Below are 270 nucleotides of genomic sequence, written 5' to 3' on the forward strand. Positions count from 1 at the left end.
TGCCCGGCGCCCCTTCCTACGAGGGGACCAATCCTGAACAGTGGTTTTGCACAGAACAAGAAGCCAGAGACGCCGGCTTCCGCAGTTCCGGCCAATAAAGAAGAGGGGGAATACGATGCAATTGCTTGTCCTGCGCCTTGATTACCGCAGCTCCGCAACAATCGAACACCTGCAAAGACAGCTGCGCCAGCCGAATGCCAACACGGCGCTGCAATTGCCGCACATCCCGTTGCTGGCTTTTGAACAGACCGCCCCGCTGCAACTAAAAAC

General features: G+C 57.0%; 1 protein-coding gene. It reads left to right on the forward strand.

Going from position 1 to position 270, the window contains the following annotated elements; genetic code table 11:
- Nucleotides 1–98, forward strand: a 98-nt coding sequence (locus tag SB775_RS34745; RefSeq protein ID WP_486360717.1) for a sunset domain-containing protein, incomplete at its 5' end; no start/stop codon positions are given.
- Nucleotides 99–270 lie beyond the last annotated feature (172 nt).

It is taken from the genome of Peribacillus sp. SIMBA_075 (genome assembly GCF_046534585.1).